The organism is Salmonella bongori NCTC 12419, assembly GCF_000252995.1.
Lineage (GTDB): Bacteria > Pseudomonadota > Gammaproteobacteria > Enterobacterales > Enterobacteriaceae > Salmonella > Salmonella bongori.
The window spans coordinates 1,221,263-1,242,811 of the sequence record NC_015761.1 but is presented as its reverse complement, the minus strand read 5'-3'; the positions used below and the strand labels follow the sequence as shown (position 1 = coordinate 1,242,811).

Genomic DNA, 21,549 nt, shown 5'->3' with positions numbered 1-21,549 from the left:
GTGTCAATATACTGAAGCCTGCATAAAGCAGGCTTCGCAAGGATTTTCTGGCACAGGCATGAACTCAGAATCGATACGTCACGCCAGTAGAAAGGATACCAGTCCACGATTTATCCACCATCGGGCTATCGGTAATTTCATCCGACAGGCGGGTGTAACGCGCAGTACCGTATACGCTCCAGTTGCCTGAGAAATTATAGTTAGCGCTAAGCTCAAGATACGGGTTCCAACTGTCATTCGGGTTATAGCCGCGCAAGCCACTACGCGAAGACTCTTTACGTGATACGCCGTAATAATAGTCGTTCTGGTTCTCGCTATTCCATTCTACCCCGATACCTGGCGTCAGGGTCAGCCCACCATTGGTGTACCGGTACAACCAGGCCAGATCCCAGACGATACCGTTACTGTTATCCAGCGTATCTCCTGCCAAAGAGGTACGCAGGAAACCATATTGGGTATGATGGGCATAAGAAACACCCGCCATCACCGTACTCTTACGCTTGTCCAGCCGGCGCAACTGATGGTCGTCGCTGTCGTCCGGTTTGAAGTACATGGGGGACCAGTACGCCATTATTGACAATTTATCGGTATTGTCATTCCACAAGTAATAGCCGCCGCCCAGACCCCGGAACCAGAAGTTTTCACTTTCATAAGCGATGACCGGTATCGGATAAACATCGCTATCGTAATCTTTATAAGGGTGTTCAACCACACCAACGCCTGCACCCAGCGTCAGGTTGCTTTCAGCGTGCGCGACGCTGGCGGACGTTGCAATAAGCACGCCAAGAGTCAGAAGTTTAAGTTTGGTCACAATCCATAATTCCTTATTCAAATGTTTCGCGGCAAAAGTGTAACTGCCAATACGCATATGCCCAACTATTTTACACAATGTAACCGTTTAATATCACCACCACAGATTATTTTCAGATGATCAGCAGATGATTGTTATGTGACGGGGGGCACTTTTTCTGACATTCACCCGGCATTTCCACCCGATGAGTTATTGATATGCCATCGAAATCCTGCGGCGTGCGCAGGCAAGTTTGGCAAATGCCATCTACGCTTAATGTTAAGAAGGTGTATCACCGGGCACGTTGATCTCCTGACCAACAAAATGGCATGAGAGTCGCTTTTTTCCTTAGCATAAACGGCGTTCAGTCTACCTCTTCCGGGAGCCTCTACTATTCATATGAACGGCTCTTAACATGTGCGAAAAAACGAAAGGATGGCATATCATGAATATATTCGATCACTATCGCCAGCGCTACGAAGCTGCCAAGGACGAAGAGTTCACACTGCAGGATTTTCTTACCATTTGCCGGCAAGATCGCAGTGCTTATGCCAACGCGGCAGAACGACTATTAATGGCTATCGGTGAGCCCAATATGGTCGACACTGCCCAGGAGCCCAGACTTTCCCGGCTTTTCTCCAACCGGGTTATTGCTCGCTATCCTGCGTTTGAAGAGTTTTACGGCATGGAAGACGCGATTGAGCAGATAGTCTCTTACCTGAAACATGCGGCGCAAGGCCTGGAAGAGAAGAAACAAATTCTCTATTTGCTGGGGCCTGTGGGAGGAGGTAAATCATCGCTCGCTGAACGGCTAAAATCGCTGATGCAGCGCGTCCCTATTTACGTATTAAGCGCCAATGGCGAACGCAGCCCGGTAAACGATCACCCGCTCTGCCTGTTTAATCCGCAGGAAGATGCGCAGATTCTGGAAAAAGAATACGGCATTCCGCGCCGCTATCTCGGCACGATTATGTCCCCGTGGGCGGCAAAACGCCTGCATGAATTTGGCGGGGATATTACTAAATTCCGCGTGGTGAAAGTGTGGCCCTCCATTCTGGAACAGATTGCGATCGCAAAAACCGAACCCGGCGATGAAAACAACCAGGATATTTCGGCGTTGGTTGGCAAGGTGGATATACGTAAACTTGAACATCACGCCCAGAACGATCCGGATGCATATGGCTACTCCGGCGCGCTGTGCCGCGCTAATCAGGGGATCATGGAATTCGTCGAGATGTTTAAAGCGCCTATTAAAGTGCTGCATCCGTTGCTCACCGCCACCCAGGAAGGTAATTACAACGGCACGGAGGGGATATCTGCGCTGCCCTTTAATGGCATCATTCTTGCCCACTCAAACGAATCTGAATGGGTGACGTTCCGGAACAATAAAAATAATGAAGCCTTCCTTGACCGCGTGTATATCGTGAAGGTGCCTTATTGCCTGCGGATTTCTGAGGAAATCAAGATTTACGAGAAGTTACTGAATCATAGCGAACTGGCTCATGCGCCCTGCGCGCCGGGCACCCTCGAAACGCTGTCCCGATTTTCAATTCTTTCCCGACTGAAAGAGCCGGAAAACTCCAGCATTTACTCAAAAATGCGCGTTTATGATGGGGAAAGTCTGAAGGATACCGATCCAAAAGCCAAGTCGTACCAGGAATACCGCGACTACGCAGGCGTGGATGAGGGAATGAACGGTCTCTCGACCCGATTCGCGTTTAAGATCCTCTCCCGCGTATTCAACTTCGATCATGCGGAAGTGGCGGCCAACCCGGTACATCTGTTCTACGTCCTGGAACAACAAATTGAGCGCGAACAGTTCCCACAGGAGCAGGCTGAACGCTACCTTGAGTTCCTCAAGGGTTACCTTATTCCCAAATACGCTGAATTTATTGGCAAGGAGATCCAGACGGCCTATCTTGAATCGTATTCTGAGTACGGACAGAATATTTTTGATCGCTACGTGACCTATGCAGATTTCTGGATTCAGGATCAGGAGTATCGCGATCCGGATACCGGGCAACTGTTCGATCGCGAGTCGCTGAACGCTGAGCTGGAAAAAATTGAAAAACCGGCGGGCATTAGTAACCCGAAAGACTTCCGTAATGAGATAGTAAACTTTGTGCTGCGCGCCAGAGCCAATAACAGTGGCCGTAATCCAAACTGGACCAGCTACGAGAAACTGCGCACGGTGATTGAGAAAAAAATGTTCTCTAATACCGAAGAACTGCTGCCGGTCATTTCCTTTAACGCCAAAACGTCGACTGACGAGCAGAAAAAGCATGACGATTTTGTCGATCGGATGATGGAAAAAGGATATACCCGCAAGCAGGTTCGTCTACTGTGTGAATGGTACTTGCGCGTACGTAAATCGTCCTGATAGTCATGCCCGGTGGCGCTTGCGCTTACCGGGCCCGGAAAGCAAGATTCTGTCGGCCGGACAAACGTTAGCATCATCCGGTACTGGCAAAACAGGCGCTAAGTGGGCAGTACGGGGGGCATATGACCTGGTTCATAGACCGACGTCTTAACGGTAAAAATAAAAGCACGGTGAATCGCCAGCGCTTTTTACGCCGTTATAAAGCACAAATTAAGCAGTCGATTTCCGAGGCGATTAACAAACGCTCAGTCACCGATGTCGACAGCGGGGAATCCGTCTCTATTCCAACCGATGATATAAGTGAACCGATGTTTCATCAGGGGCGCGGCGGTCTGCGCCACCGCGTTCATCCGGGTAATGATCACTTTATCCAGAATGATCGCATTGAACGTCCTCAGGGCGGCGGCGGGGGTTCCGGTAGCGGTCAGGGGCAAGCCAGCCAGGATGGCGAAGGCCAGGATGAGTTTGTTTTTCAGATTTCAAAAGATGAATATCTGGATCTGCTCTTTGAAGACTTAGCTCTGCCTAACCTGAAAAAAAACCAGCATCGCCAGATTAACGAGTATAAAACCCACCGCGCCGGCTTCACTTCTAACGGTGTGCCGGCCAATATCAGCGTAGTACGTTCGTTGCAAAACTCGCTGGCGCGCCGCACCGCGATGACCGCCGGAAAACGTCGCGAATTGCACACGCTGGAAGCGGAACTGGAGGCCATTAGCAACAGAGAACCCGCGCAGTTACTTGAAGAGGAAAGATTACGCCGGGAAATTGCCGAACTGCGGGCGAAAATCGAACGGGTACCTTTTATCGATACATTTGATTTACGCTATAAAAATTATGAAAAACGCCCTGAGCCCTCCAGCCAGGCGGTGATGTTCTGTCTGATGGACGTCTCGGGATCGATGGATCAGGCCACCAAAGATATGGCCAAACGCTTCTACATTCTGCTCTATCTCTTTTTGAGCCGAACCTATAAAAACGTTGAAGTGGTCTATATCCGTCATCATACACAGGCAAAGGAGGTGGACGAACATGAGTTCTTTTACTCACAAGAGACCGGAGGAACCATTGTCTCCAGCGCGCTGAAGCTCATGGATGAGGTCGTTAAAGAGCGCTACGATCCCGCACAATGGAACATCTACGCCGCCCAGGCGTCGGATGGCGATAACTGGGCCGATGACTCGCCGCTGTGCCATGAGATTCTGGCGAAAAAACTGCTGCCAGTAGTGCGCTATTACAGCTATATCGAGATTACCCGCCGCGCCCACCAGACCTTATGGCGTGAGTATGAACATCTGCAGGCGACATTTGACAACTTCGCCATGCAGCATATTCGCGATCAGGATGATATTTACCCGGTATTCCGGGAACTGTTTCAGAAACAGAGCGCCAGTCAAAGCGTATAAATAAATCCGCCCGTTATTATTAATGGGCGGATTTAGGGTTGATCTTTGCGAACCGACAAAAGCGATATATCTGAACACTATTTAAATAAGTCACGGGTAGTATGACTTAGCGTCAGATTTGCTCACCTTTGTCTTACTTAATATCATACGACTATTAATGCCAGCAATATTCACCAAAGGGAGGAGGTAACTGCAGAGTACCAGCCGGTGTTACTCTGCAAAAATAATGACCACCTGACAAGTCCAGATCAAAATCCCACGGATCATCGTTACCAGACGATGCCATCGCCGACGACGTGAAGCCTGCTGTCAGTAATGCAAAAAATAAAATCACAGCCATTTCTTTCAATCGTTTCATAGAGCCTCCTGATGGAAGTTTATTTTTATCCCTATCACGCTGCACTCCTTTCACTATAATAATAAAGGCTATTTTATTTTTGTCATAAATAAATCAATCCCGTTAATTAAAAGTTTAATTTTTATTACAATAGTCACAAGTGAAAATATAAACAAAATGTATTACCTGCATTATTAAAGCGAGAATGATTTTTATTCATGAATATCAAAGGCACTTATTTTTAATAAGTGTATTAGAGGAATTCTTATCCCTGTGGTAAACTACCGTATCCGACTTTCAGGGCTGTAGTTCATCATGAATTTGCATCATAAAGCGCTCAGGCACTTTATCTCGGCAAGCGTCATCGTTTTGACATCGTCCTTCCTGATTTACGAACTTATCGCCAGCGACCGGGCAATGAATGCCTATATGCGTTATATCATGGAGAGAGCCGATTCATCGTTTTTGTACGATAAGTATCAGAATCAAAGTATCGCCGCGCATTTGATGCGGACCTTTGAAGCGCCGGGCGACCCCGTGACGGCAGAAAAACGCCGCGCGTTCTGCGCTGCCTTTGAAACGATTAACGGTACGCATGGCGTCAATCTGACCCGCCATAATTATCCGGCGCTGCATGGCACCTTACAAACCGCCGCTACACAGTGTACCGATAATCTTGATGACGTCCTTTTACTGCCTGCGTTTGATCAGGCGGTCAGCATCAACCGTGCGCAGGACGACCACAGCCACGGGCTGGGCACACTGGAGCTTAAGTTCCGCTATTACGTTGATTTAACTAAGCATTATGTTTATTTCTATGATTTAATCAACTCACGGCGCTTCGCTATGCATCGTTGGACTTTTTTACAAAAAGGCACAATGGGTATTAACAGGAAAGACATCGATAAGCTTTTCACTGGCCGCACGGTTATTTCCAGCATCTACATGGATGATATTACCCAGGAAAACGTCATGAGCTTTTTAACGCCAGTCTATCTGGCTGGCACGTTAAAAGGCATTGTACTGGTGGACGTTAACCAGGATAATTTAAAAAATATTTTCTATACCCAGGACCGTCCACTGGTCTGGCGCTACCTGAATGTCACGCTAACCGATCTGGACTCTGGTAAAGAAATCATTATTAACCAGAGCAAAAATAATCTGTTTCAATATGTGAATTATAATCACGATATCCCCGGTGGGCTGCGCGTTTCTTTATCTCTTGATTTAACCTATTTCCTTGTCTCATCCTGGAAAGCGCTGGCGTTTTACTTACTGGCGACGGCGCTTCTGCTCAATATGGTACGAATGCACTTTCGGCTTTACCGCAACGTTACGCGCGAAAATATTAGCGATGCCATGACCGGGCTCTATAACCGTAAAATATTGACGCCGGTACTGGAGCAACGACTGCAACGGCTGGTAAACGCCGGTACCCCGGTGACATTTGTCGCTATTGATTGTGATAAGTTAAAAGTGATTAACGATACTCACGGGCATCAGGAAGGCGATCGAATCATTACGCTTTTAGCGAAAGCGATTAAAACATCAATTCGTAAAAGCGATTATGCGATTCGCCTCGGCGGGGATGAGTTCTGTATTATCCTTGTCGATTACGCGGCAGAATTGGCTATGCATCTGCCGGAACGTATTATTCGTAATCTGCAAATTATCGCGCCGGACAAGACAGTCCATTTTTCTGCCGGTATTTATAATATGCAACCGAATGACACCATTAATGATGCCTACCAGGCTTCCGATGCGCAGCTCTACCTGAACAAGCAACAAAAACAGCATCGTTCATGATAGTGTTTCGCAGTGAATTTTCATGTTGCACCAGGAGAGAGAAATGACCGAATTGACTGACGTCGCGAAAGACCTCACTACGCACCAGCGTTTAGTAACATTATTAACGCAGGAGAACGCGCGTTTTCGTGTTGTGAGCCATGAAGCGGTAGGAAAATGCGAAGCGGTATCTGAAATTCGTGGCACCGCGCTGGGCCAGGGCGCAAAAGCGCTGGTCTGTAAAGTCAAAGGCAACGGCATCAACCAGCATGTTCTGGCTATTCTGGCGGCCGATCAGCAAGCCGATCTTTCTCAGTTGGCGTCGCATCTGGGCGGCTTGCGGGCATCTCTTGCCAGCCCGGCAGAAGTCGATATGCTAACCGGCTGCGTTTTTGGCGCGATCCCGCCTTTCAGTTTTCACCCAAACCTGAAACTGGTCGCCGATCCGCTCCTGTTTGAGCGCTTCGATGAAATTGCCTTTAATGCCGGTCTGCTGGAAAAATCTGTCATTATGAACACACAGGACTATCTGCGCATCGCCCGGCCAGAGCTTATCACCTTTCGCCGCTCGCAGTCCTCACAGACGAGCTAACTTACTCTTTCGAAGAGCAAGACAGATATAACGATGATCATAAAAATGGCGAAAAACGATGCCGCTATTGTCAGCGCCTCAAGAAGTAACGGATCATACATACTTGTCTCCTTTGGAAGACAGCAATAAAGATTTACCCGTTATCAATACTCTGCGCTAATGGCAATTTAATGACAAGACGTCGTTTTTTGCACAGAAATTTGACCTTTCAGGCATCTGCCGGAAAACCGCATCAATCGTTAAAAAAGCCTGTGCGCTTTCCCATTCAGGCGTAAAGTAATCGGGCTTACTTTTTGGCAAGGAAACCATAATGTTTGATGTCACTCTGCTGATCCTACTCGGGCTGGCAGCCCTGGGATTTATTAGCCACAACACCACGGTTGCCGTCTCAGTTCTGGTGCTAATTATTGTTCGCGTAACCCCGCTGAATACCTTTTTCCCCTGGATTGAAAAGCAGGGGCTCACCGTAGGGATTATCATTCTGACCATCAGTGTGATGGCCCCTGTGGCCAGCGGTACCCTGCCGCCATCCACATTAATTCACTCTTTTGTGAACTGGAAGTCGCTGGTGGCGATTGCCGTCGGCGTCATCGTCTCCTGGCTGGGCGGTCGCGGTGTTACGCTGATGGGAAGTCAACCGCAGCTTGTCGCCGGGCTGCTGGTCGGTACAGTGTTGGGTGTTGCGTTGTTTCGCGGCGTGCCAGTCGGCCCGCTTATTGCGGCAGGACTGGTCTCTTTAATTGTCGGGAAGCAGTAACTAGCGCGCCAGGTACTGGCCTGGCGTTTTCCCCAGACCTTTCTTAAACATGCTAATAAATGCCGTGGTGGAATCATACCCCAGCATTTGCGCCGTCTGCTGTACGCTATTCCCCGCGACCAGCGCCTGCAGCGCCAGAATTAACTGTAGCTGATGGCGCCAACGGCGAAAGTTCAGCCCCGTCTCTTTTACTACCAGACGGGCAAGGTTGCGCTCGCTCATAGCGAATACGCGGGACCACTGCCCTAACGTATTCCATCGCGCTGGCTCCCGCGCCATCGTATCCACCATTTGGCGAATTTTCGGATGGGCTGACACGGGTAATTGTAGCTGTTCCTGTGGCTGCTGCGGTAGTTCATCAAACAACACCTGAATAAGGCGCTGCGTGGGCAGCGTCGCTCTCCCGGCATCCGTTCTGCGCGCCAGCGACAAAATTAATTCCCGGCATAACGGTGAAATTTTTAGCGTACAGCAGCGTTCCGGCATGACGACAGCGTCGGGTTCAATAAACAAAAAGCACAGCTTAGCCCCCGCCGTTACATGGTTACTGTGAGGCAACGTACCGGGGATCCAGACTGCGTACTGTGGAGGAACCATCCACATGGCATTTTCCACCTCGCAGGTAATCGCGCCATGCAGGGCAAGAATCAACTGACCCTTACGATGCTGATGGAGAGGACTAAAAAGTTCGTCGTCTCTGGCGCGAATACTAAAGGCCACTGCCGCGTCGTGGTGAAGATCAGGTTCATAGCCGTTCAGTCTCAGGCCACGCATTATTGTGTCCGATTTTAGCGATAAATTGTCATTTTAGCTTGATTCATCCAAACCGTAAAAACTGTTAAGGTATCGCCTCGCCTGACGAAATGAGAAAAGCATGTCAACTCCCCTTACACCACGCGGTAAACAGGGTGCGCTCCTGATAGCTGGTATTCTGATGATAGCCACTACGCTGCGCGTAACGTTTACCGGTGCAGCGCCGTTACTGGAGACGATCCGCGCGGATTATGGTCTTTCCACTGCCCAGACAGGACTACTAACGACCTTACCACTGCTGGCTTTTGCCCTGGTGTCACCCCTGGCCGCCAGTATAGCCCGTCGTTTTGGGATGGAGCGCAGCTTGTTTGCCGCAATGCTGTTAATTTGTGCGGGTATTGCCCTCCGCTCTCTCCCCTCCACCGTCCTGTTGTTTATCGGAACCGCTATTATTGGTTGTGGAATCGCACTGGGTAATGTGTTGCTTCCAGGATTAATTAAGCGTGATTTTTCACAACATGTCGCCAGGTTGACAGGGGCGTACTCATTGACGATGGGGGCTGCTGCCGCGTTGGGGTCCGCACTGGTGGTGCCGCTGGCGTTACACGGTTTTGGCTGGCGCGGCGCTCTGTTAATGTTGATGCTGTTTCCATTGTTGGCATTTATCATCTGGTTGCCGCAGTGGCGCAGGACCCGCCAGGCTAACCTGAGCACTTCCCGCACATTCCATGAACGCGGTATCTGGCGCTCACCTTTAGCCTGGCAGGTCACTCTGTTTCTTGGCATAAACTCGCTTATTTATTACGTCATTATCGGCTGGCTACCGGCAATGCTTATCAGCCATGGATACAGCGAGGCGCAGGCAGGAACGCTACATGGCCTGCTACAACTGGCCACCGCTGCGCCGGGGTTAGTCATTCCGCTGATTTTGCATCGCTTTAACGATCAACGCCGGATTGCCGCACTGGTGTCGTTACTGTGCGCGGCCGGCGCGGCCGGACTTTGGTTTGCGCCGGCCCAGGCGGTCATCTGGACGCTGCTGTTCGGCTTCGGTTCGGGTGCAACAATGATCCTCGGCCTGACGTTTATCGGTCTGCGTGCCAGTTCAGCACATCAGGCGGCAGCGCTTTCCGGCATGGCGCAATCGGTCGGATATTTACTGGCGGCATGTGGCCCACCCATTATGGGAAAACTTCATGACGCCAGCGGGAGCTGGTATCTTCCGCTATCGGGGGTGGCAATTCTGGCTATCATTATGGCGATTTTCGGCCTTTACGCAGGACGCGATCGGGAGATATCGTCATAAATGAGACGGATGGCAAATTCTGGAGTGCCTGATGGCGGACACCATATTTACGCCACTATCCGCTAACTGCAAGCAGAAATTCCGCACGCGGTACCTTCGCAGGAGAAAAAATGTTAATTCAGTGTAAACGCGTCTATTCCCCGGTAGAAAAAAACGATGGCTATCGGGTATTGGTTGACAGATTATGGCCACGTGGCATCAAGAAAGCGGCGCTGGTATGTGATGAATGGAATAAAATCATTACGCCTTCCACAGAATTACGCAACGCCTTTCATAGCGAAATGATTGATTTTGACCATTTCACGCAACAATACCGTACAGAACTCGCGCAACATTTGCAGGAAGGCAAACGGCTGGCGGATATTGCCCGACAACAACCACTGACGTTGCTATACGCCGCCAAAAATACCTGCCAGAATCATGCTCTTGTCCTGGCGGAGTGGTTACGAGAATTGTAACTGGCGGGTTGCTGCCTGGCCTGGCGGGTTGTCCGGTGAAAGCGGCATCAGATGTTCTGCGCGCACCCAGGCAAAACCGTGCTGACCATTAGCGGAGGTCACGTCGCCCGTGACTAACCACAACGCCCGGGGCGCCTCTTTCGGCAGTAAGGTAACGTGCCCATTTACCGGATTAATGAATTTAGCCCCGGGCTGGCACAGGCAAAATAACTCAACCGACTTACCCAAATTCCGCCGCCCGGCGACCGTCTTAGCGCCGATCACTATTGCCAGCGCCCCCGGCTTTAACTGAAACATAATTTCTTGTACCACGTAAAACCTGCTGCCAGATTATTCTTAATCATATCCCGTCGGCCCGCTGTTTGTCACTTTTTCGTATTGGGATGATCGCGACGCCATAACGTCCATTCATCCACGATCTCGCCGTTAGGCAAGTTGCAATCAGAACGCACGCCTTGTGGAGTCTGCACCGGTACCAGCGTACCCCCCTGTTGTTCGCAGTAGACGGCTGCAGGGTTAGGCATACCGATGTGCGGCGGCTTCGGGACGTCGTGTTGCGACGACGAACACGCGCCAAGCAACAATACGCCTGGCAATGCAATCCACGTCAATTTCATAACCGCTCCTGTGAAAATTCTTTCTGCCCAGGATAACCTGACGCGTACGCTATTTCCATGCTTTCTGTCAGTGCATTAGCAGATATTCATTCCAGGCTAAGTGAATATCTGGTCTCCTGCAATCCAACTTTTGTCGTTGCAGGAAGCCTGCTATGCTGACGCCCCCTGAACGGTGAAGGTAACAGTATGAGAGTGGGCATCCTTTTCCCTGTCGTCATTTTCATTACGGCAATACTATTTCTGGCATGGTTTTTTATTGGCGGTTATGCCGCGCCGGGAGCATAACGATGAGAAAAACAACGATGGTATTGATGGGCATCGCGCTAATGGCGGTGTCGGGTACAGAACAAGACTGATGGTAAAAACGTTTTACATAATAAAGGCTACCTGTCGTAGCCTTTATTATCTCTGGAGGTTGTACGTTTAGCTTTTGATTTTTCTGTAGATTAACAGTACGACAATCGCGCCGATCACGGCGACCGCAAAGCTACCAAAGTTAAAGCCGTCTACTTTGCCGAAACCAAAAAGCGTGCTGATCCATCCGCCGACGACCGCACCAACGATCCCCAGAATGATCGTCATAAAGAATCCGCCGCCATCTTTGCCTGGCATAATCCACTTAGCCAAAATACCCGCAATAAGCCCAAAAATAATCCATGAAAGAATACCCATTTTTTCCTCACTTATGTCTTAACGTTAGCGGTTTATATGCCGTTAAAAAGAATAGCACATCGTCAGAAAAGTGAAGTTTGTGATGTTTATCACCTTTAATACCATGAATAAAGGCACATAAAAATCAGGGTTGCATGCATTAATGATAACGATTATCTTTATCAATACCAGGTGGTTGAGTTTGTCACTCAACGCTTCGGTACGACATTGCTCACATTGCTTCCCGTATTGTTTGCCCGCCTCGTCGAGTGCGGGCTTTTTTTAGCAGGCCGCAGGTGGCTTACGCCGAATCTGGCGCCTTACTCACCGCACTATTTGGCGTGATAAGGCGTCATCTTAAGCGCTGTATACTCATGCTGTTTGTCCTGCCGCATAAACCCAAGGGTCACCATAAACAAACCAATCATGAATGGCACCTCGTACAGCTCTTCAATCAAATCCGTATAATGCGCGTTATGCAGGAATATCGGCGATAGTAGCCGATGATGCTCAACGGTGTCAGAAATCAGATATGAACATGCTGTCACAGCAAACAACCATAATGGCAGAGGCGCTTCCCGCAGACGACGAACAATCTCTTTACGCAGGCCAGCAGAAAACAGGAGCGGCAATACCAGTGCGGCAATTAACAAAACAGAGATCGTTCTGAACAGTATGTGCGGCTCGCCAGGGAAATAGTCACGTCCCCAGCTGGTGCTCCTGCCCAGTAATACAACCCACCAGATAACCGCCCATAACCAAAATTGCTTTGCCCCTTCGGGACGGGAAAATGGCCGAATATACCACGTAGTAAATAGTGCCCCAAACAGCAACCATAGCGCTTGTCCATTTTCAATCCATCTGACTACCACGCCACTAAGCAAAGGCACTTGCCAGTCTGCCGTAAACGGGATGACCACAGCGGCAAGTGCGAGAAGAAGTGCTGACGAATTTAATCGGGTATCGAATTTCATGATCATAAGACTCTTCTGGTTTTCAATACCCAATCATAAGTTTTATGAATACGCTCTCATTAGCAAACAATGCGATATTCTTAATGTTTTCTTAATGTTTCTTTTCAACCTGTGTCTGATGCCAATAAACAGTATTTTCAGACAAGAAAAAGCCGCATCACGCTGGCGACACGCAATACGGCTTTTAATATAAAAATGTTTATATATCAATAATATATTAAATTATCCTTACCAACCGCAAACGTCATGTTCGTTTTCGGTATCGTAGGAACGGACAGTATTGACCAGATCCTTAACCACTTCCGCCGCGACTTCAGGCACCAATAACGTCATCGGCGTTTCCGTTTCATAGTCCACAGAGACACCGTTGCTATTATTCGTTACCGTAACAGTATAGGTGGCTTTCCCCATGATCATGTCCTCCCGGTATGAATGACTTTTCGTGAACGCGTTCCTTCCATCAACACTTCCGGAGCGACAAAAAAGTCAATGTTAAAATAAGTATCATCCGTCATCACTTCAATGTTGTGCCACTTCTCCGGAAGAAACACGCCAAATTCTCCGGCGTTGATAATCATGACCTCTTCCGGCTCAGGGCTATGTTCATCGGCATATCCGAGATATTTGACCGCCCCCTGCATCACCGAGAGTCGGGGGTAAACACCCGGACGCGTTCCCTTATCAAGATGGCGTTCGAAAATTCCGGCAGGTGCCGACGCTTTGTTCCAGAATGGCGTGGAACGGGTGTGGATGTAATTTTGTGGAATTTGAAGCATTTTCTTCCCTCTTCCCGCGGGTAACTCAGCGATTATTTCATCACTGTCGTAAGAAGGTTACGCCCCATAAACAGCATTTTAAATACCATTTATTAGTTACTTTATGTCGCTACTTTCATGCGCTAAAACGGAAATGAGAGCAATGACCCGCCATTGTTAGCGGGTCAACAAGCTCAAGACTGAAGGGTTGCCAGCCGGGCTGCAAAACCAACAAAAAGAAGGCCAATCAGCGAGTTGCCCACTTTAGCCAGTTTCTTTTTGGTACGAATATAGTGGGTTACGAAAGCGCCAGAAAGGATTAAAAAGCTCAGATAGCAGAAGCTGACGATTTCCAACGTGATCGCCAAAATAAAAAATGATACGCCAGTATGCGACGCATTGACGTCAATAAACTGCACAAAAAAGGAGACATAAAAAAGTATGGCTTTAGGATTGGTCAGACTCAGAATTAACGCACGTTTAAAAATAGCGCCAAAAGGAACCTCTGTCTCCGCTGCCGCACCGCCTTTCGACGTCAGAGTCGCGTACAGAATTTTTGCGCCGAGGTAAAGCAGATAAAATGCGCCGAGATAGCGAACAATGTTAAACAGAACTGGCGTCGTTTTGATCAACGTCGCCACACCTGCATATGCCAGAAACATTAATATCGCATCGCCGATAAATACACCACTTGCGGCAAGGTACCCTCCTTTAATCCCACGTCCTACACTATTTTTAAGCACAAAAAGTGTATTCGGCCCCGGCACCAGAACGATAAAAATTGCCCCTAACAGATACGTCCAATAATTCAGAACTCCATACTCCGCGAACACATTAACCTCTTCCTGAAAAAGATTTACGCTTAACTGCGAAACAATATGCTAACGAATGCACCGAAAGATGGGAAGCAAAAGCACATCTCAACACTGCTATTCAGGCACGTCTATATCTAAATCGCCAAAATAACGCTCTTTTATCGCCAGCCAGCTACCGTTACGCTTAATTTTTTCCAGTCCCTGATTGAGTAATTGCTGTGTTGTCCCATCCTCTTTACGGATGCCATAAGCCGAACCAATGCTAAATAAACGCGTATCCGTTACTGCAGCCCCCTTTACTTCAAATGGCTTACCTGCCACGGTGTGTAAAAAACCAAATTTGAGCGCAATGGCTGTACACAGTGCGCCATCAAGCCGCCCGGCCACTAAGTCCTGATAAATTGAATTCATATCAGAATAGCTTTTTATCGTCACCCCCGCAGGTTGCCAATAAGTATTGGCCCAGGTTTCCTGGATACTTCCTTGCACTACCGCGATATTTTTACCCTGTAAGAGCGCTATCTGCGGCAGGACATTCGCCGTTTTCCTGGCAACCAGTACCGTGGGATCATGGTATACATAGTGAGTAAAGGCAATCGACGCTCTTCTTTTTGGCGTGACGCCCAGCGGCATAATGACATCGACTTTTCGTGCCAGCAATTCCGGGATCTGCGCATCAAAGCTGTTCACGATATACTGACATTTTACATTTATTGCCTGACACAGCGCATTCGTTACATCAATATTAAACCCCGTCGGGTTTCCGCGAGAGTCTCTGGCCTGAAACGGAGGATTTTCTAAATCTACACCGACACGCAGAAGTTTCGTTTCCGCTCTTACCGCGGTTGCGGCTACCAATAACCCTATGAGTGCCAATATTCTCGTTTTTCTGGACATCACATATTCTTCTCTTTTTTAGCGCTAATGTGTACGTTGTACCAGGGACAACGCGGCCAGCACATCGTTGATATCAGCCTCGCTCAGATTCGGGGCGCTAAGCTGTGCTCTCAGCCAGGCCATATCTTCATGGCTAAACGCCCCTACCATCAGACGCTGACTAATAATGATCAACAATTGATTATCGATTTGCCGAATACGCTGCCGGGACACCGACAAGGCTTGTGTGGGAAAAGGGGGAGACAATCCGGCCCCCCATTGCGCTAAATAGCGTTGCTGTATCGCCTTACCGGCATCCATTAGCGAGCGAATAAAAGGTCTTACCGAACGCGGGTCCAGGCCATTATTTTTAGCCTCTTCTTCAGCCTCGGCGAAGACATTTTGCTCACGAGCGAAATCATTCACTGGTAACTGATATTTCATTTTATAAGCAGCCACCTCTTTCATTAATAACATGCGCTCATTGAGAGCATCAGAAAGGGCACCGAGTGATACTGAGGTAACCGAATCAGCAAAGGTGGTGCTACACATCAATAAAGAACAAAGGAAAATGGCGATCGTGCGAATCATGATTCAATCTCCTTTTACGGAGGTCTGACAATATTTTACCTTTGTTAATATAACATTAAGTAATTATTTAGAGCGGTGTTAATACTTTTTTGTTTAAACTTGGTTAAAAAAAGCCCCCTCTGTTGATTCTGCTGCCTCTTTACCTTCATTAAATGTGTATGAAATATACAACAAATTACATAAATGTGATGAACATCACGTTTTCATGATTTTTTATTACAATTTTATGATATAGGTCTAACTTTAATAAGTCACTAATTTCTCTCCCCCGCTCAGGGAGATCGGCTTCAATTTACATCGAATATGGTGAAATATGACTACCATTACACTAGTCAATGAACAAAATAGTACTGGCAACCCTTTTTCTGCACATATGTTATGTGAACAACGAGCTATTCAGGAAATTACTTACGAACTATTGCAATCACAGCAGCATGTCTCAAATAAGGATATTATCGCAAAACTTATCGAAAAACTGGAAACAGAAAAAGACGTAGTTCAGCTTGATATTTACCGTAATGCATTAGAAGCCGTTTTGTTTCAGACTCCTGACGACATCTAATATATATAAAGGAGGGTTTACCCTCCTTTGTTCGTTAACGACACGGGTACATCAACGTGCCGCACCTGACTTTTCATAACCGCCTGAACAGATTTGCGGGTCGACATACCGCAAACCGGCTGAGGTGTCATGCTGCTGGTGCACTGCTGGCAATAAGAAGAGTCCTGAGCCATTTTTTACCTGAAGGCTAAATTTACCTGACTCTTTTAAAGCCTGAATAAGATTTTCCTGAGCAGGTGTTAACGTTTCGTCATGCCACAGAACAATATGCTCGAAAGAGGTGGCTAAAAGGTCGGGCATCGGCGTCTGCCACGGGATAACTTCAACCCGCATACCTTCACTGCAATATTTAATCGTCTCCAGCCATAACTCAATAGGGTCATTCAACGAAAAGGCGGCAATAAGCATAGTCCCCGCAGGCGCCTTCCTTACGCTGCTTAGCTGGAACGTAGCGTATTCAATAATCGCAGTATCCAGTAAGGCTTTTTCAAATCGGCGCGCATCATCACTGCCTGCTGACAGCCACAACCTTAAAGGGCGCAGTATCGACTCAATTACGATAACAGGCGGGATTTCCCGACCATAACGCCAGAGTAATTTTCGCAACTTAGCAGGATTAAAATTTCTACACTGCGCTAAAATCTCTTCCTGGTAGAATAACCACCCGGAGCGACAATATGTCTCTTCGCCATAGAGCGCAGGCTTGATCTCTTTTAATGAGAAGCCTTTGCTTAACGCGTCGATAATATGTTGTATTTTGATAGCATCTTCCATGCAATAAAAACGATTGCCAGCTTCATCCTTTACGGGTTCAAGCAGACCATAACGTTCCCAGGCACGGATATTTGCTGTTGTGACGCCACACTGTGCAGCCATTGCGATAATACTAAAAGTAGCCATGTCTGTCTGGCCTCATGATGATGTAAGAAAGCATAGTGAACCTAAACGTCATCAGAAGCAAACATTATTAAGCAATAGCCTTACTATTTACAGGCGTAATTACATTTCCAACATTATTTATTGTAGCCCAGTGCGTAAACGCTTTAGAGACTGAAAGTATTTGATAGTCCAGCACCGTTCTACAACCTAATTTCGCTAAAACATGGTAACGTACTGAGTAGATGGTTTTTAAATGTACATTAAGTTCATAGCTTATTTGTCGAATATCCAAACCTTTGACAAGCATCGCCAGAACATTTTTTTCATTTGCCGTTAATCGTACTTTTTCCGGTCTGGGGAAAAAGTGTCCCGAACCTGCTAAAACAAGTAACTCACGCCACTCGGCAATAGAAGCATCGGCCTTTATTCGATAAATTGTCTGTTGCTCCTCAATAAATTTATATTCATTATGGGTAACAATCCCAATGAGTACTGTTTTAAATGCAGAGGTAATATCTCGCTGTATAGCATAGTAATCGTCAATATCAAAAATAATATAATTTACGTTACCCGCGACTATGGCTATATCCTTAAATAAGGATTCCAATCCATAATTAAGAAACAGGTTTTCGCTCAATAGTCGTGTATCTGTCACTAAAACAGATGATGCGGAGCCAGTCATATCTACCTCAACAAAACGAAAGCCATATGGGAATCTCCATTTTATGGCTCACATAAGATCATCTGCTTGCCGCGATGATAACCTATTAAGTAGTAGTTGAGGAACGCCGTTTGCGCAACCCGGCTGACGCCCCGGGACAGCCTATCGAAACTGTGTAGGGATACTTGCTTTCGCATAATCCACAAATCGGATGACCGCAGGCATCAAACTATGCCAGTTTTTTTTCTCCAGACCTAAATATTCATGCTGTGCTGCTCGCAATGTAGTGGCGTAATCTGCTGGCAATTGCGGTAACAACCAATCAGCCGCCACATCCTTAGCAACAAATCTTCCTGTCGAGAGTGTGTACCAGATACGCGCCAGGGTTAAAACAATATGATACTCATCTCCCTCCAGGTCTGCCGCGGATTGCCAAAAGTTGAGAGGATAACGCAGGGCCTTCAATAACTGCTCCGCAGGAGCCGGTATAAACAGCTTTTCTGCGTGCTCCCCTTTTAGAGGGATGCTGGCGTCCAGCATCTGCGTTATCAGCAGCACAATATCCCAATCCTGTTGCGCCGGTTCATAAATACCCCGGCCAATATCCTCTCGTAGCCATTCGCCAAACTGCATTTCCCGTGAAGGTGGAAAGGACCAGGGAACCAGCTGCGAATAGACCACAAAGGTGGCTTCCAGAGCACGTTTGTCTGACGACAGTCCTGGAGGCGATGAAAGCGCCAGCAACGCCTGCATCAGCATTGCGCGTTGCGCATCCGTCAGCGGCTGGCGAATGGTCACCAAAAGATCAATATCGCTGTTTGGCTTTAAGCCACCCGCGATAGCGGAACCATATAAATGAATAGCAAGCAACGTATCACCCGTTACATGGGTAATCTGCCGACATGCCGCATCCGTTTGGCGTTGAATAGAGGGAGGTACGGAGAGTGACATTGTTGCTCCGGAATTTCAGGCATCTTTTTAGTGTGTCACTTTTTACGTATAGTGCCAAACATATTGTCTGACTTCAGGAAAAAGCCCGCTATTGACGCGAGCTTTTAACCCTTGCAACACTTAATGATGCAGCATTTCGTCAACGACCTCACTCGCCTTTAACTGGTAAGGATAATAAGTAGGCCAGTTTTCCATCTCCTGGAGCAGTGCCTGCTGCGAGGTATTTCCCGTAAAAATATGGAAGTGCCCCGATTTACGCGGGGCAATGATATGATCGCTAAACTGCACATATTTTGGTGCTTTACTGTCAGCATCTTTACATTCGAACAGGTAGCGCACACCTTTTTTACCCGATGAGTAAGTCAGGATTTTATAGCCTGCATAATCATATTTACAGGACGCGACGCTATTATCACGATGAAATTCTATAACGCCATTTTCAATGCCAATGGTCTCCACTTGCGTCGCATATCCTTTGCGATAATATGTCTTAATATCCTCGAAGGTTTTTCCTTTATCTTTCTGTGCTTTTTGTCTGAATACGGGATCAAGTTGGCCGCTAACCAGATATGGATAAACGGATTGCCACATACCATCCCAATCGGTGAGCGCACGATCGCGCACACTGGCCTCATCAAACACGCCCTGAGCCGCTTTTTGCTCAACCTCGGTCATTGGCGCGCCGTGAGCATGGTGGCTATGCGCAAAGACAGGGCCATTTGCCAACAACATCCCCAGAACCATTGTCAATTTTTTTAAATGAATAACCAAAATGTTTCCCTCATCTTTCTTAGAAAGATGATTGTTATATTATAACATCACATTTATTTCAATAAAAACTAAACGGCCTGAGTCCGGGACAATACCGAACTCAGGGCACTCCACATACGTGGTCTTTTCAACATGAACTGGTCCGCCATCGAGGAATTGAACCCCGAACCTTAGAGGTAGAAGCTCTATGCTCTATCCGGTTGAGCTAATGGCGGAAAATCAATCAAGCCACCATTTTCAGGCAAGTATCTGCGCATTGATTGCATGCCCGCGCGCAGTTCTGACAATGATCGTGATCGTGCCTTGCGCACTCATCCGCACAGGCTTTGCAGATATCAGCGCAAAGGCGGCATAATTTTTGTGAATACTCGCTATCCAACGCCATAAATTGCGCCGCCAGGCGGCAAATGGCCGCACATTGCATATCTAACTGAATGCAATGTTTCATCATCCCCACATTGTCTTCTCGCAGACAAGAGGAGGCGCAGATATCGCACGCCGCTGCGCATTCATAACACTGTTCTATACACTCGCGAAGTTCTTGTTGCATAAATCACTCCTTATTTTACTAAGAGGAGTAGATAAGTCTGCACAGAAACCTCGGAATAGCCAAACGGCTATCCTTTTTTTCACACTTTTTGAACAAACGGCAGAATAAAACCATAAACCTAACGCCTGTCATCGGTCCCTGGACGTGACGTCTATACTGTATGGTTCATGTGTTTTTCCTCGGAGGTAAAATGGAGTATCTGGCGCGACTAAATATCGTTACGATGTTGATGTCTACGGCTTTCTGGATCAATCTGGCGGTCGTTTTTTTCGTCACCCTCATCACTTACTGGTTTATCAACTGGTTACTTGGTGTAGTTTATAAAACACTACAACGCTCTGATAAGAAGGATGACGCGCACGGACGGTTGCGCTCTATCATTTTTGAAATGCTAAAAAAAACCAGCAAAACGCTGATCTTTTTTGCCGCGTTTCTTTTCAGCTTGCGTTTTGTCGCGCTACCTGACCGATTATTCTCTACCCTGTCCCACGCCTGGTTTTTAGTGGTTGCGATACAAATGGCGATTTGGCTTGATCAGGGCGTACAGTCATGGATGCGTCATTTACTGTATGCCCCAGGCTCCAATAAAAACCCGGTGACGCTGGTCATTCTTGGTATGATTTTGCGGGTACTGGTCTGGTCGATGATGTTGCTCTCCATCCTGGCAAACGTCGGCGTAGATATCACTGCGCTGGTGGCAAGCCTCGGCGTTGGCGGTATTGCCATTGCACTGGCTGTGCAAACGGTACTTAGCGACGTCTTCGCGTCGCTATCGATTGGTTTCGACAAACCCTTCGAAATCGGCGATTTTGTGGTCTTTAATGATGTAGCGGGAACGATTGAACATATTGGCCTGAAAACCACCCGTATTCGTAGCCTCAGCGGCGAACAAATCGTTTGTGCGAATGCGCAACTGTTACAACAAACCATACATAACTATAAGCGTATGCAAACGCGTCGCATCGTGTTTACTTTTGGCGTCGCCACCGCAACGCCGCCTGAGAAGTTACGACTCATCGGCGATATGGTAAAAGACATTATTACCGATGTTGGCGAAACACAATTCGACCGCGCACATTTTCTGGCCTTTGACCAGGACCGCCTGACCTATGAGGTGGTGCATATCGTCAATACCGCAGATTACAATAAATACATGGATATTCAGCAAGAAATAAATATCCGTATTATTGAAAAATTAATTGAGAATGATATCGAACTGGCGCTACCAAGCCTGGTTGTCAGAGCTCCCGTACAAGTTGAAGAGACAACGGACTACAGTAACGCTGCGGAGGCAAAAGACGCAGGTAAACGCGTCATCCAGTAACATTATGC

At 47.6% G+C, this 21,549-nt stretch carries 28 protein-coding genes and 1 tRNA gene; 10 read left to right on the top strand and 19 right to left on the bottom strand.

Annotated features, from left to right (window positions below; genetic code table 11):
• Nucleotides 1-64 precede the first annotated feature (64 nt).
• Nucleotides 65-811 carry a MipA/OmpV family protein gene (locus SBG_RS05900; protein WP_015702840.1) on the bottom strand — a complete coding sequence of 249 codons (747 nt, stop codon included), beginning with the start codon at nucleotides 809-811 and terminating at the stop codon, nucleotides 65-67.
• 424 nt (nucleotides 812-1,235) lie between these two features.
• Between SBG_RS05900 and yeaG the strand changes: the two genes are divergently transcribed.
• Both yeaG and SBG_RS05890 read left to right on the top strand, forming a co-directional pair.
• Nucleotides 1,236-3,170, top strand: coding sequence for a protein kinase YeaG (gene yeaG, locus SBG_RS05895; protein WP_001518010.1), 1,935 nt, complete (start codon nucleotides 1,236-1,238; stop codon nucleotides 3,168-3,170).
• 122 nt (nucleotides 3,171-3,292) lie between these two features.
• On the top strand, nucleotides 3,293-4,576 hold the full coding sequence (locus SBG_RS05890; RefSeq protein ID WP_000219720.1) for a YeaH/YhbH family protein: 1,284 nt from the start codon (nucleotides 3,293-3,295) through the stop codon (nucleotides 4,574-4,576).
• A 154-nt stretch (nucleotides 4,577-4,730) separates the two neighbouring features.
• On the opposite strand, the gene SBG_RS05885 is transcribed toward SBG_RS05890, so the two are convergent.
• Complete coding sequence (locus SBG_RS05885) at nucleotides 4,731-4,934, bottom strand: hypothetical protein (protein WP_000825739.1); 204 nt, start codon at nucleotides 4,932-4,934, stop codon at nucleotides 4,731-4,733.
• Nucleotides 4,935-5,228: 294 nt separating this feature from the next.
• Here SBG_RS05885 and dgcJ point away from each other — a divergent pair, with 294 nt between their 5' ends.
• A complete protein-coding gene (dgcJ, locus tag SBG_RS05880) occupies nucleotides 5,229-6,719 on the top strand; it encodes a diguanylate cyclase DgcJ (protein WP_001048648.1) in 1,491 nt (496 codons plus the stop codon).
• A gap of 52 nt (nucleotides 6,720-6,771) precedes the next feature.
• The gene (locus SBG_RS05875) at nucleotides 6,772-7,290 is read left to right on the top strand and encodes a YbaK/prolyl-tRNA synthetase associated domain-containing protein (RefSeq protein WP_024134993.1); all 519 of its coding nucleotides are present in this window, start codon (nucleotides 6,772-6,774) and stop codon (nucleotides 7,288-7,290) included.
• On the opposite strand, the gene yoaI is transcribed toward SBG_RS05875, so the two are convergent.
• Nucleotides 7,287-7,391 carry a small membrane protein YoaI gene (gene yoaI, locus SBG_RS05870; protein WP_024134992.1) on the bottom strand — a complete coding sequence of 35 codons (105 nt, stop codon included), beginning with the start codon at nucleotides 7,389-7,391 and terminating at the stop codon, nucleotides 7,287-7,289. The two genes, SBG_RS05875 and yoaI, sit on opposite strands and share 4 nt — an antisense overlap.
• Before the next feature lie 209 nt (nucleotides 7,392-7,600).
• Between yoaI and SBG_RS05865 the strand changes: the two genes are divergently transcribed.
• Nucleotides 7,601-8,047 carry a DUF441 domain-containing protein gene (locus tag SBG_RS05865; protein ID WP_000460715.1) on the top strand — a complete coding sequence of 149 codons (447 nt, stop codon included), beginning with the start codon at nucleotides 7,601-7,603 and terminating at the stop codon, nucleotides 8,045-8,047.
• Here the strand turns inward: SBG_RS05865 and SBG_RS05860 are convergent, their stop codons facing one another.
• Nucleotides 8,048-8,821: an AraC family transcriptional regulator gene (locus SBG_RS05860; protein WP_015702839.1), complete on the bottom strand. Its 774-nt coding sequence runs from the start codon at nucleotides 8,819-8,821 to the stop codon at nucleotides 8,048-8,050.
• Between the two features lie 100 nt (nucleotides 8,822-8,921).
• Between SBG_RS05860 and SBG_RS05855 the strand changes: the two genes are divergently transcribed.
• Nucleotides 8,922-10,106: a CynX/NimT family MFS transporter gene (locus SBG_RS05855; RefSeq protein ID WP_000106780.1), complete on the top strand. Its 1,185-nt coding sequence runs from the start codon at nucleotides 8,922-8,924 to the stop codon at nucleotides 10,104-10,106.
• A 110-nt stretch (nucleotides 10,107-10,216) separates the two neighbouring features.
• On the top strand, nucleotides 10,217-10,564 hold the full coding sequence (locus SBG_RS05850; RefSeq protein WP_000907094.1) for a DUF488 domain-containing protein: 348 nt from the start codon (nucleotides 10,217-10,219) through the stop codon (nucleotides 10,562-10,564).
• On the opposite strand, the gene SBG_RS05845 is transcribed toward SBG_RS05850, so the two are convergent.
• Both SBG_RS05845 and SBG_RS05840 read right to left on the bottom strand, forming a co-directional pair.
• On the bottom strand, nucleotides 10,550-10,861 hold the full coding sequence (locus tag SBG_RS05845) for a hypothetical protein (protein ID WP_015702838.1): 312 nt from the start codon (nucleotides 10,859-10,861) through the stop codon (nucleotides 10,550-10,552). The two genes, SBG_RS05850 and SBG_RS05845, sit on opposite strands and share 15 nt — an antisense overlap.
• Before the next feature lie 68 nt (nucleotides 10,862-10,929).
• Nucleotides 10,930-11,181, bottom strand: coding sequence for a putative hemolysin (locus SBG_RS05840; protein ID WP_000779518.1), 252 nt, complete (start codon nucleotides 11,179-11,181; stop codon nucleotides 10,930-10,932).
• Nucleotides 11,182-11,367: 186 nt separating this feature from the next.
• Between SBG_RS05840 and SBG_RS21525 the strand changes: the two genes are divergently transcribed.
• The gene (locus SBG_RS21525) at nucleotides 11,368-11,466 is read left to right on the top strand and encodes a YoaK family small membrane protein (protein WP_001589065.1); all 99 of its coding nucleotides are present in this window, start codon (nucleotides 11,368-11,370) and stop codon (nucleotides 11,464-11,466) included.
• Between the two features lie 138 nt (nucleotides 11,467-11,604).
• Here the strand turns inward: SBG_RS21525 and SBG_RS05835 are convergent, their stop codons facing one another.
• The 7 genes from SBG_RS05835 to SBG_RS05800 form a co-directional block, all read right to left on the bottom strand.
• Complete coding sequence (locus tag SBG_RS05835; RefSeq protein ID WP_000512151.1) at nucleotides 11,605-11,853, bottom strand: GlsB/YeaQ/YmgE family stress response membrane protein; 249 nt, start codon at nucleotides 11,851-11,853, stop codon at nucleotides 11,605-11,607.
• A 311-nt stretch (nucleotides 11,854-12,164) separates the two neighbouring features.
• The gene (locus SBG_RS05825) at nucleotides 12,165-12,806 is read right to left on the bottom strand and encodes a hypothetical protein (RefSeq protein ID WP_024134991.1); all 642 of its coding nucleotides are present in this window, start codon (nucleotides 12,804-12,806) and stop codon (nucleotides 12,165-12,167) included.
• Nucleotides 12,807-13,034: 228 nt separating this feature from the next.
• Nucleotides 13,035-13,217: a DUF1869 domain-containing protein gene (locus SBG_RS05820; RefSeq protein WP_020843991.1), complete on the bottom strand. Its 183-nt coding sequence runs from the start codon at nucleotides 13,215-13,217 to the stop codon at nucleotides 13,035-13,037.
• 2 nt (nucleotides 13,218-13,219) lie between these two features.
• The gene (gene yeaR, locus SBG_RS05815) at nucleotides 13,220-13,582 is read right to left on the bottom strand and encodes a DUF1971 domain-containing protein YeaR (protein WP_000939307.1); all 363 of its coding nucleotides are present in this window, start codon (nucleotides 13,580-13,582) and stop codon (nucleotides 13,220-13,222) included.
• 173 nt (nucleotides 13,583-13,755) lie between these two features.
• Nucleotides 13,756-14,394 carry a leucine efflux protein LeuE gene (leuE, locus tag SBG_RS05810; protein ID WP_000457184.1) on the bottom strand — a complete coding sequence of 213 codons (639 nt, stop codon included), beginning with the start codon at nucleotides 14,392-14,394 and terminating at the stop codon, nucleotides 13,756-13,758.
• A gap of 96 nt (nucleotides 14,395-14,490) precedes the next feature.
• A complete protein-coding gene (locus SBG_RS05805) occupies nucleotides 14,491-15,273 on the bottom strand; it encodes a transporter substrate-binding domain-containing protein (protein WP_015702837.1) in 783 nt (260 codons plus the stop codon).
• Between the two features lie 24 nt (nucleotides 15,274-15,297).
• On the bottom strand, nucleotides 15,298-15,843 hold the full coding sequence (locus tag SBG_RS05800; protein WP_000621487.1) for a chorismate mutase: 546 nt from the start codon (nucleotides 15,841-15,843) through the stop codon (nucleotides 15,298-15,300).
• A gap of 313 nt (nucleotides 15,844-16,156) precedes the next feature.
• On the opposite strand from SBG_RS05800, the gene SBG_RS05790 reads away from it, so the two are divergent.
• The gene (locus SBG_RS05790) at nucleotides 16,157-16,405 is read left to right on the top strand and encodes a biofilm/acid-resistance regulator YmgB/AriR (protein WP_000208086.1); all 249 of its coding nucleotides are present in this window, start codon (nucleotides 16,157-16,159) and stop codon (nucleotides 16,403-16,405) included.
• Nucleotides 16,406-16,456: 51 nt separating this feature from the next.
• Here the strand turns inward: SBG_RS05790 and SBG_RS05785 are convergent, their stop codons facing one another.
• The 6 genes from SBG_RS05785 to SBG_RS05760 form a co-directional block, all read right to left on the bottom strand.
• The gene (locus tag SBG_RS05785; RefSeq protein ID WP_000190256.1) at nucleotides 16,457-17,305 is read right to left on the bottom strand and encodes a MerR family transcriptional regulator; all 849 of its coding nucleotides are present in this window, start codon (nucleotides 17,303-17,305) and stop codon (nucleotides 16,457-16,459) included.
• Nucleotides 17,306-17,372: 67 nt separating this feature from the next.
• A complete protein-coding gene (locus SBG_RS05780) occupies nucleotides 17,373-17,966 on the bottom strand; it encodes a helix-turn-helix domain-containing protein (protein ID WP_000147861.1) in 594 nt (197 codons plus the stop codon).
• A 141-nt stretch (nucleotides 17,967-18,107) separates the two neighbouring features.
• Nucleotides 18,108-18,896, bottom strand: a complete 789-nt coding sequence (locus SBG_RS05775; protein WP_000059486.1) for an aminoglycoside adenylyltransferase family protein — start codon at nucleotides 18,894-18,896, stop codon at nucleotides 18,108-18,110.
• Nucleotides 18,897-19,016: 120 nt separating this feature from the next.
• The gene (zinT, locus tag SBG_RS05770; RefSeq protein ID WP_000234691.1) at nucleotides 19,017-19,667 is read right to left on the bottom strand and encodes a metal-binding protein ZinT; all 651 of its coding nucleotides are present in this window, start codon (nucleotides 19,665-19,667) and stop codon (nucleotides 19,017-19,019) included.
• 138 nt (nucleotides 19,668-19,805) lie between these two features.
• Nucleotides 19,806-19,882 (bottom strand) — tRNA-Arg (locus tag SBG_RS05765).
• A gap of 8 nt (nucleotides 19,883-19,890) precedes the next feature.
• Nucleotides 19,891-20,217 (bottom strand): four-helix bundle copper-binding protein, encoded by a 327-nt coding sequence (locus SBG_RS05760; protein WP_001183712.1) that lies wholly within the window; start codon nucleotides 20,215-20,217, stop codon nucleotides 19,891-19,893.
• A 190-nt stretch (nucleotides 20,218-20,407) separates the two neighbouring features.
• Between SBG_RS05760 and SBG_RS05755 the strand changes: the two genes are divergently transcribed.
• Nucleotides 20,408-21,541: a mechanosensitive ion channel family protein gene (locus SBG_RS05755; RefSeq protein WP_015702836.1), complete on the top strand. Its 1,134-nt coding sequence runs from the start codon at nucleotides 20,408-20,410 to the stop codon at nucleotides 21,539-21,541.
• Nucleotides 21,542-21,549 lie beyond the last annotated feature (8 nt).